The sequence below is a fragment of the Micromonospora sp. I033 genome, assembly GCF_053890995.1.
The window spans coordinates 26,382-33,363 of sequence record NZ_JBSSLX010000049.1; the positions used below are offsets into that span (position 1 = coordinate 26,382).

Sequence of the window (6,982 nt, forward strand, 5' to 3'; positions counted from 1 at the left end):
GGTGTCCGGCTCGTCGGTGGCCGCCGGCGCCACCTTCATCGTCGGCTCGGCGGCGGTCGCCGCGGCCCGCCGGTGCCCGTTGCGCCGCGCCGGCTCCGCGTCCGGCCCGGGCACGTTCAGCGGTACGTCGTACCGCGCCTCGCCCCGCTCCTCCGCCGCGCTCACGAGCGCTCCCGCACGGCCGCCCGGACCTGCCGGATGCCCTCCAGCACCAACTGCTCGGCCGTGGCGAGCTGGTCCCGGGTAACCACCACGCCGCCGTGGTGGGCGCGGATGAAGTCGTCGAAGGCGGCCGCGGTGGAGCGGGGCGTGAAGCCGTACTCGCGCTCCAGTCTGGTGGTGTCCACCACCCGACCGTGCACGAAGAGGTCGACCTGGTCCAGCCCGTAGCGGCCGAAGCCGAGGCTGCGGGCGATCGCGGCGACCCCGGCGAGGCCCGGCTCCAGCACCGGCACGGCCACCCGGCCGGCCCGGCGGATCGCCTGCGACAGCGAGAGCACGCCCGGCCCGGCGACGTTGTACGTCCCGGCGTGCTCCTCGGCGACCGACCGGTGCAGCACCTCCAGGGCGTCGTCGAAGTGGACGAACTGCAGCCGCGGATCCCGGCCGAAGACGGTGGGCACCACCGGCTGGGCGAAGTATCGGGTGAGCGTGGTGTCGGCGGTCGAGCCGATGAACGGCGCGAAGCGCAGCACCGTCGCGGTGACGTCGGGCCGGCGGCGGCGGAACCCGCGCACGTACCCCTCGATGTCGAGGATGTCGCGGCCGAAACCGCCGCGCGGCACCTCGCGCGGCTCGGTCTCCTCGGTGAAGACGGCCGGATCCCGGAACGACACCCCGTACGCGGCGGTCGACGAGCGGACCACCAGCTTGCGCAGCCTCGGCGCCCGCTGGCAGGCGGCGAGGAGCTGCATGGTGCCGATGACGTTCTGCTCCTTCATCGCCGCACGGCCGCCCTGCTGCGGGTCGGGGGCGGTGACCAGGGCCAGGTGCACCACGGCGTCGACGTCGAGGTCGACCAGGAGGCCGCCGAGCGAGTCGAGGTCGAGCCGGACCCGCTCGACTCCGGAGAGCAGGTCGGTGAACTCGGGGTTGGGGGTGGCCGGGTCGACGCCGATGACGCGTTCGATGCGCGGGTCGGCGGCGAGGCGGGCGGCGACGTGCGCGCCGAGATAGCGGCCGACCCCGGTCACGACGACGACCCCCGGAGCACCTGGGGTGCCACCGGGGGTCATGTCGTGCGCCTTGTCCGGCAGGCGGGATCGAGCCGGGACGTCCACGGCCTGATCACCTGAGCCTCCGAGGGTCGACAGTTGGCAAGTGGTGCCGGATGCCGGGCCAGGGCCCGGCCCCGGTCACTTGCCGAGACGGCGACGCTGGACGCGGGTCTTGCGCAGCAGCTTGCGGTGCTTCTTCTTAGCCATGCGCTTGCGGCGCTTCTTGACCACCGAGCCCATACGACAGCCTTTCGATGCAACGTGCGGGGCGGACCGGGAGACACCACGGGGGGTGGCGTCGTGACCGCTTGCGGACAACGGACCGGACCAGCGTGGTGGGCTGGGCACACCAGGGTGCGGTCACGGTCGGGGTCCAGGGTAGCCGGAGTGCGTCAGCAGGACCAACGCGACCCCGTCGATGCCCGTTACGTCGCACTCGCCGGCCTGGCCGGCGACGTGTCAGGCGGTCTCCTGGAACGCGCCCCGGAGGTATTCGTGCACGGCGTGCTCGGGCACCCGGAACGACCGGCCGACCCGCACCGCGGTCAGCTCACCGCTGTGCACGAGACGGTAGACCGTCATCTTGGACACCCGCATGACCGTCGCCACCTCGGCGACGGTCAGGAACCTGACATCCGACAGTCGAGCGTCGGACTGCGACCCGGCCATGGCTCACCGACCCATTCCCATGCCCGGCGCGTGCCGCCGAGCAGGTTGTTTCCCGCCACGACGAGCGACGCGCGTGTTACCAGTACGGTAGCGGGGCGGCTGTGACCGGCGCGATCCCTTCCTTCGTTTGATCATGGAACGGCCTTCGTTGTCCCCCCGATGAGCTGGCGTTTTTCGCCCGGACGGGTGGCCCGTCCCGTTCACTCGGCGCGCAGCGCCACCACGGGGTCGAGCCGGCCGGCGCGCTGGGCGGGCACCACCCCGAAGACGATGCCGACCGCCGCCGAGACCCCGAAGGCGAGCGCCAGCGACCACCAGGTGATCGCCGCCGGGATCGGCGAGACCGCGTCGACCAGCAGCGCGGCGCCCACCCCGAGCGCCATCCCGGTCAGCCCGCCGATCGAGGTGAGCAGCACCGCCTCCAGCAGGAACTGCACGCCGATGTCCCGGGGCCGCGCGCCGACCGCCTTGCGCAGGCCGATCTCGCGGGTCCGTTCGCGTACCGAGACCAGCATGATGTTGGAGACGCCGACGCCGCCGACCAGCAACGAGATGCCGGCGATGGCGGCCAGCACCCCGGTGAGCACGCCGAGGATGTCGCCGAGCACGCCGAGGATCTGCTGCTGGGTGACGGCGCTGAACTCGGTGTCCGGGTGCCGGCGGGACAGCTCGGCGACGATCCGCTCGCCGAGCTGGTCGATCCGTTCCCGGTCGGGCGCCTTCACCGCGATGCCGTCGATCCGCTGGGTCCCCCAGAGCCGCTGCGCGGCGGTCACCGGGATGTGCACCTCGTCGTCCCGGTCCACGCCGAGGCTCTGCCCCAGCGGGGTGAAGACGCCGATCACCCGGAACCGGACCCCGGCCAGGGTGACCTGCTGGCCCAGCGGATCCCGGTCGGGGAAGAGCGCCCGGGCCACGGACGCGCCGAGCACCGCCACCCGGCGGCTGGTGTCCACGTCGGCCCCGGTCAGGTAGCGGCCGCGGGCCAGCGAGCGGGTGAAGACCGAGGGGGTGGTCTCCAGCACCCCCTGCACGGTGGTGAAGTCGGACCGGGTGCCGGCCCGCGCGGTCGCGCCGGAGGCGATCGTGACGGCCACCCGGCCGGGGTCGCCGACCACCCGGGAGACGGCGTCCACGTCCTTGAGGTCCAGCGGCGAGACCACCGGGGCGGTGCCGACGTCGAGCTTGCCGGGCACCACCAGGAGCAGGTTCGAGCCGAGCCCCTCCACCTGCTGTTCGACCTTCTGCTTGGTGCCGGTGCCGATGGCCACCAGGAGCACCACCGAGGCGACCCCGATGATCACCCCGAGCATGGTCAGCGCGCTGCGCATCCGGTTGGCCCGCAGGGCGTCCAGCGCCACCCGCCAGGCCTCGGCCACCCTCATCCGGCACCTCCGGGCGCGGCCGGCGCGCCGCCACGCGGAAGGCGTCCGGTGGCTCCGGTGGCGCCACCGGAGCCACCGGACGGGTGCCCCGGGCCGCTTCCGGACGCGGACCGGGGCTCCGCGCTGGGAGCGGCGTCCAGTGTCTCAGGTCGGCCGTCGCCGCCCGACAGCGGTCGATCATGAACGGTGTCGGACCGGATCAGCCCGTCCCGGACGGCGATCCGCCGGCGGGCCCGCGCCGCCACCTCCGGGTCGTGGGTCACCATCACCAGCGCCACCCCGGACTCGGCGTTCAACTGTTCCAGCAGCTCCAGCACCGCCTCACCGGTGGCGCTGTCCAGGTTGCCGGTGGGCTCGTCGGCGAGCAGCACCGCCGGGTCGGTGACCAGGGCCCGGGCGATCGCCACCCGCTGCTGCTCGCCACCGGAGAGCTGGTTGGGACGGTGGCCCAGCCGGTGCCCCAGCCCGACCCGGCCGAGCATCGCCGCCGCGCGTTCCCGGCGCTGCCGCGCCCCGAGGCCCCGGTAGACCAGGGGCAGCGCCACGTTGTCCACGGCGGACGTCCGGGGCAGCAGGTGGAACGCCTGGAAGACGAAGCCGATGGTCTCGTTGCGCAGCGTCGCCAGCTCCGGCGCGGTCAGGGTGGTCACGTCCCGGCCACCGATGACCAGCCGGCCGCCGGTCGGCCGGTCCAGCCCGCCGAGCAGGTGCATCAGGGTGGACTTGCCCGAGCCGGAGGGCCCGATCACCGCCACGTACTCGCCCTGCTCGATGGTGAGCGACACGCCGCGCAGCGCGGGTACCGACACCCCGTCCAGCTCGTAGGTGCGGGACACGTCGACCGCCTCGATCGCGGCGACGGTCACGGCAGTTCCTGGCCGTCGCGGACCTGGTCGGCGCCGCGCACCACGATCCGGTCGCCGGCCCGTACCCCGCTGACGATCTGCACCAGGTCCTGCCCCTGCACGCCCACGGTCACCGGCACCCGGTCGGCCTTCCCGTCCCGCAGCAGCCAGACCGCGTCCCGCCCGTCGGCGGAGAAGACCGCCGACGCGGGTACGGCCACCGCGTCGGCCGCCTCGCGGACCCGGAGGTGGACCACGGCGTTCATGCCGGGGCGGGGGGCCGGCGCGGCCTCCCCCTCGCCCAGCCGCCCGGCGGCGAGGGCGAGCCGGACCCGGTAGGTGACCCCGCCCCGGGCCGAACTGGTCGGCAGCACGTCCACCGAGCGGACCGTGGCGTCGTACGTCGCCCCGGTCACCGCGTCCAGCTCGACCGCGGCGGTCAGCCCGGCCCGGACCAGCAGCACGTCGGTCTCGTCCACCTCGGCGAGCAGGCCGAGCTGCCCGGTGTCCACCACGGTCAGCACGGGAGTGCCGGCCGTGACCCGCCCGCCGGCCGGCACCGCGTCGTCCACCCCCGCAGGCGGGCCGCCCTGCCCGGCCGCCCCGAGGGCCGACGGGTCGAGGCCGGGTACGGCGCCCCCGGCCGTGCCGAGCAGCCCGGTGAGATCGGTCGGGATGGCCGCCCGGGTCCCGCCCGGCTGCACCACCCCGGCGACCGGGGCGCGCAGGGTCAGCGCGTCGACCGTCGCCTTCGCCAGGTCGTACGCCTGCTGGGCCTGCAGGCGCTGCGCGGTCGACAGCGCGCCGACGGCGCTGTTCAGCCCGGCCATCCCGCGCTGCACGGCGCTGACCGCCCGGTCGGCGGCGCGGGCGGCCGACGCGTACTGCCGCTGCGCCGACTCGACCTGGAGCAGCAGCGCGGACCGGAGCTGGGGATCGCCGATCTTCCCGGCGGCCTTGCGGGCGGCGGCGAACGCCTCATCGGCGGCCCGGTCGGTGTCCCGCCGGCGGCCGCCCAGGTCGCCGGCGCCGACGCCGCTGCCGGCCCGCTTCGCCGCACGCAACGCCGCGCGGGCCTGCGCCAACCGCTCCCGCGCGGACGGCGAGTCGATCACGGCGAGCACCTGCCCCCGCGCGACCCGCTGTCCAGGCTGGACGCGCAGGCTGGCCAGGGTGCCGTCGGCGGGGGCGGTGAGCGTGGCGGCGGCCCGGGCGGTCACCGTGGCCGGCGCGTCGATCACCTCGGTCACCGGGGAGCGGCCCACCTCGGCCACGGCGACCGCGGCCGGGTCGTCGCCGCAGGAGGCGGCGGTGGCACCGGTCAACGCGACGACGGCGAGGAGAGCGGTGAGCAGACGGGGGCGGCGGGCCGCGGGCAGCCGCGGCGAGGGGGTGCGGGCCACCCGGCCCATGCTACGACCCGTCGACCAGCGTCGACGTCTCAGCCGGCGACCGCGCGGAGGTAGGCGACGCAGTCGTCGTGCAGCGCCGACCAGGGCTCGCCGAACACCTCGTCGGCGGCCTCGACCATCGACCGGCGCTCGTGCACCACGGCCCGGAAGAAGTCCAGCACCCGCTGCTCGCCGAACCGGTCGACGAGGTGGCGCACGGCCAGGTACCCGATGCCGTAGGCGCCGCCGACCCGGTCGTCGGCCGCGTCGTCGGCCGGAGCCAGCGTGTCGAGCCGGCCGTTCCATCCGCCGCGGACGAGCTTGCGCGCCTCGGCCAGGCCCTCGTAGCGGTCCACCGGCTGGCCGTCCGCGCCCGCGTACTCGGCCAGCCCCTCCACGAGCCACCAGCTCGACCGGTCCGCGTAACCCTGGTCGGGCAGCGACGCGGCGTGGGTCAGCTCGTGCCGGAGCAGGTCGTCGACGCCGGTCGGGGTCAGGCTCTGCGCGTTGAGCACGACGTCGTGGCGCCCGCCGCCGACGCCGACCGCGTAACCGGCGGTCCACTTCGGCCGGCCACCGCCGTACCAGCGCTGCCACTCGGCCCGGCCGGCGTAGTAGACCAGGTAGCGGTCCGGCGGCGGGCCGGCCACCGCGTAGAGGTCGGCGACCGTGGCGGCGGCCTCGGCCTGGGCGAGCAGGCCGGGCAGCTTGGCGCGCAGCGCCGGCGTGGTGGCGACCACGGCCCGCTTCCCGACCGCCACGGCCAGGTCGCTGACCTCCCACGGCCGCGCTCCGGCCGGCGTCGCCCGGGACTCCTCGACCGCGGTCAGCCGAGGATCGGCATTCCCCACCACCCGCCACCGGGTGTCCAGCTCGACACTGCTCGGCGAGCAGCCCGGCACCACGAAGCAGTAGCCGACCGTCACCGTCAGCCGCCACTCCCCCGGTCGCCGGTCGACCGCCGCCGGCACCCCGTCCGCCGCCGGCCGCCACGCGGTGACCCGGAGCGCGCGCAGCGCGGCGTACCGCCGGGTGAGCGCGGGTCGGGCGGCGGGCTCCGCGACGGCGAGGAAGCCGGCCCGGTCACCGTTGAGCAGCGCGGCGGCCTGCCGGTCGAGCTGGTCCGCCATCCGCTGGCCGAGCCGCCGCTCCGCCGCCGTGCCCCGGTCGTCCCGGCCCGCCGCCGGGCGTCCGGCCGCGTCGCGCACCAGCCCGAGCAGGAGTACGCCGGGAACCCCGCACGCCACCAGCACCAGGACCAGCCCGAGCACGGCCCAGAGCCGCCGCCGCCCGACCGAGGGCTGTGGTGCGACCCCCGGTGGCGGATCGGCACCGGCGAGCGCCGGACGGACGGCGGCCGCCGGGGGCTGCGGCGCGCCGGTCGGGTCGAGCTCGCCGGTCGGGATGGGCGCGCCGGTCGGGGCGCGCTCGCTGGCCGGGCCGGGCTCGCCGGCGAGGGCGGGCGTGCCGGTCGC

Annotated in this window: 7 protein-coding genes; all 7 read right to left on the reverse strand. The window is 75.9% G+C overall.

Annotated features, from left to right (window positions below; translation table 11 throughout):
- Positions 1-161 precede the first annotated feature (161 nt).
- A complete protein-coding gene (locus ACW0Q9_RS11450; RefSeq protein WP_456180388.1) occupies positions 162-1,235 on the reverse strand; it encodes an NAD-dependent epimerase/dehydratase family protein in 1,074 nt (357 codons plus the stop codon).
- Positions 1,236-1,355: 120 nt separating this feature from the next.
- Positions 1,356-1,457, reverse strand: coding sequence for a 30S ribosomal protein bS22 (locus ACW0Q9_RS11455; protein WP_007465623.1), 102 nt, complete (start codon positions 1,455-1,457; stop codon positions 1,356-1,358).
- Positions 1,458-1,676: 219 nt separating this feature from the next.
- A complete protein-coding gene (locus ACW0Q9_RS11460) occupies positions 1,677-1,886 on the reverse strand; it encodes a helix-turn-helix domain-containing protein (RefSeq protein WP_046564428.1) in 210 nt (69 codons plus the stop codon).
- Positions 1,887-2,086: 200 nt separating this feature from the next.
- Positions 2,087-3,271 carry an ABC transporter permease gene (locus ACW0Q9_RS11465; protein WP_456180376.1) on the reverse strand — a complete coding sequence of 395 codons (1,185 nt, stop codon included), beginning with the start codon at positions 3,269-3,271 and terminating at the stop codon, positions 2,087-2,089.
- Positions 3,268-4,137 (reverse strand): ABC transporter ATP-binding protein, encoded by an 870-nt coding sequence (locus tag ACW0Q9_RS11470; protein ID WP_456180378.1) that lies wholly within the window; start codon positions 4,135-4,137, stop codon positions 3,268-3,270. The genes ACW0Q9_RS11465 and ACW0Q9_RS11470 overlap by 4 nt, the downstream gene beginning before the upstream one ends.
- A complete protein-coding gene (locus tag ACW0Q9_RS11475; protein WP_456180380.1) occupies positions 4,134-5,528 on the reverse strand; it encodes an efflux RND transporter periplasmic adaptor subunit in 1,395 nt (464 codons plus the stop codon). The genes ACW0Q9_RS11470 and ACW0Q9_RS11475 overlap by 4 nt, the downstream gene beginning before the upstream one ends.
- A gap of 29 nt (positions 5,529-5,557) precedes the next feature.
- Positions 5,558-6,982: hypothetical protein (locus ACW0Q9_RS11480; RefSeq protein WP_456180382.1), on the reverse strand; the 1,425-nt coding region annotated here is incomplete at its 5' end.